Here is a 2766-nt window from a genome sequence, read left to right as displayed (position 1 = left end):
TACAATATCAGCAAATACTTTATTTTTGGATATTCTTTTTTGCATTGCAATAGGAACTGCGTCGATATATGAAATTCCAGTATGACAGTCTACAAAGGTACTGCATAGCTAAATGCCACAAAACTCTGGGCTTTAGTGCAACTGGTGTATGAAGGCAAAACTCTGATTTATAGAAAACTTTCCCATAATTTTGAAACTTTGCGCAGTAGTTCTCGTGATATGGTCCGTAAAAACCCATATGCAGCAAATATCATTGATATGATAGTCAGCAACTGTGTTGGAACTGGCATAAAATCCCAATCAAAAGCAAAAGATGCTGAGTTTCGTAAAAAAGTACAAGAGTTATGGCTACGTTGGACCGATGAGGCAGACAGTAGCGGAATAAGTGATTTTTACGGACTACAAGCACTAGTTTGTAGAAGTATGGTTGAAGGAGGAGAATGTTTTGTAAGACTTCGAACTCGCAAAGCTGAAGATGGTCTTTTTGTGCCGTTGCAACTTCAAGTATTGGAATCAGAGCACTTAGATAACAAAAGCAATCAAACTATAGCAAATGGCAATGTGATTCGCAGTGGCATTGAGTTTAACAGACTTGGGCAAAGAGAAGCTTATTATTTATTTAGAGAACATCCAGGAGAAGGCTCATTTAGAGAATCTGTTCGAGTGCCAGCAAATGATGTTTTGCATATCTATAAGCCACTGAGGCCTGGGCAAATAAGAGGTGAACCTTGGCTTTCTAATGTACTGTTAAAACTCTATGAACTTGATCAATACGATGATGCAGAGCTTGTAAGAAAGAAAACTGCTGCAATGTTTGCGGGATTTATTACACGACTTGATCCAGAAGCAAGTATTATGGGAGAAGGTGAATCAAATGAGCATGGAGTAGCACTTTCTGGCTTAGAACCCGGTACTATGCAACTCTTAGATCCTGGAGAAGACATAAAATTTTCAGAACCATCAGATGTTGGAGGAAGTTATGAAGCTTTTATGAGGCAGCAATTACGTGCTATTGCAATTGGTATGGGAATCACTTATGAACAGCTGACAGGTGACTTAACCAATGTAAATTATTCTTCAATTCGAGCAGGACTGATTGAGTTCAGGAGAAGATGTACAATGTTACAGCATAATATTACGGTATTTCAATTTTGTAGACCAATTTGGAACAGATGGATAGAGCTTGCTACTTTATCTGGAAAACTTTCTACAACAGATAATCAAACACTAAAAGACGTAAAATGGATACCGCAGGGGTTTGATTGGGTAGATCCACTGAAAGACCAGCAAGCACAGCAGATGGCAGTAAGAAATGGTTTTAAAAGTCGCTCAGAAGTAGTCTCAGAACTTGGCTATGATGCTGAGGAAATTGACCAGGAAATAGCAGAAGATCAAAAGCGTGCTGATTTTTTCAACCTTTCTTTTGACTCTGATGTAAGGAATAACAATACACAACAAATCTAATTCATATTATGGAAATATTACAAACCTCTTGGTTGAATAAACCTATGATGATAGAACAAAAAAGCTTTGATTTGCTGTCATTATATAACGGGAAACAACCTCTCTTTAAAGATCTAAAGCACTTTATCAAAAACAACATAATAGAAAAAATTGCAGTTATATCAGTTCATGGAATTTTGACTAAAAACCCAGGAGCTTTTGATGATTTTCTTGGTATGACATCGTACGAAAGAATTCGAGCGCAAATAGAAGAAGCTTTGGAGAATAAAGAAGTAGAGACTATTTTGTTTGATATAGATAGTCCTGGAGGAGAAGTAAATGGAATTTTTGACTTGGCTGATTTTATATATAATGTAAGCTCACAAAAAAGTATAATAGCAATAGCAAATGATGATGCTTATTCTGCTGCTTACGCTATTGCTTCGAGCGCTGAAAAGGTTTTTGTTACCAGAACATCTGGCATTGGAAGTATTGGGGTAATAGCAAGTCACATTGATCAAAGCTCTTTTGATGAAAAACAAGGAATTAAATTTTTGCCGGAAGCCGCAAGAATGATTTAAATCCGCATGAGCCGATAACCTCTGAGAGCTTAGAAAGTTTACAAAACGAGGTAGATCGTTTATATGGAATATTTGTTCAACTTATAGCGCGCAATCGAAATCTTTCTGTAGAAGCAGCAGGGCTTTACTTTGGTCAAAAAGCTATTGAAATAGGTCTTGCAGATGGAATTATAACATTGAATTCTGAATTTATTAATCAACACAGGAGTTTTATTATGAATGAACAAACCTTGAACACTAAAGCTAACTTTGAAACAAATAAAGAACAACCCATAAACCCTGATGATCAAGGCAAGCAACAAGGTTATGATAGCTGTCGCACTGAGATTTTGGAGCTAATACGTCTGTGTAATTTGTCACGAATGCCAGAAAAAATAACAGAATTTATTGAGCAGGGTGTAAGTAATAAACAAGCACAAGAAAGTTTGATGTTTATCATGCTAGAGCGAACAATGAAAGCTGAGATTTTAAGTACATTGCCACAGGATTCATCTGAAGGGTTGGTAATGCAAGCAGCTAAAGCACGTGCAATGGGGGAAAAATGACTTGTATAACTGAACAGAATAACCTTGGTGATCTTTTAAATATGAGGTATCAAACCTATACTCACGTGACCAAATAATTGTAGCAAAAGGTCAAAATCTTAAACTCGGAACTGTAGTGGGAAAAAAGACCGACGATGGCTCAATTAATTTTGGTCGTACTGAAAGTTTAAAATTATTTCCAAGTGAGGTTTCGCCAT

The 2766-nt window shown here is 36.6% G+C and carries 4 pseudogenes; 3 read left to right on the top strand and 1 reads right to left on the bottom strand.

Annotated elements, in window-relative coordinates:
• Positions 1–220: pseudogene (locus tag V6U76_RS05705) on the bottom strand (IS982 family transposase); the annotation flags it as partial.
• Between V6U76_RS05705 and V6U76_RS05035 the strand changes: the two are divergent.
• The 3 pseudogenes from V6U76_RS05035 to V6U76_RS05025 all read left to right on the top strand — a co-directional run.
• Positions 178–1464: pseudogene (locus tag V6U76_RS05035) on the top strand (phage portal protein); the annotation flags it as partial. The pseudogenes V6U76_RS05705 and V6U76_RS05035 sit on opposite strands and share 43 nt — an antisense overlap.
• A gap of 8 nt (positions 1465–1472) precedes the next feature.
• Positions 1473–2569 (top strand): annotated as a pseudogene (locus V6U76_RS05030) (S49 family peptidase).
• A pseudogene (locus V6U76_RS05025) lies at positions 2566–2766 on the top strand (head decoration protein); the annotation flags it as partial. The pseudogenes V6U76_RS05030 and V6U76_RS05025, both read left to right, overlap by 4 nt.

Source organism: Wolbachia endosymbiont of Pentidionis agamae (assembly GCF_036711655.1).
Lineage (GTDB): Bacteria > Pseudomonadota > Alphaproteobacteria > Rickettsiales > Anaplasmataceae > JAZHPY01.
Note: the sequence above shows the minus strand (reverse complement) of the source record. Positions and strands in the feature narration are given on the sequence as shown.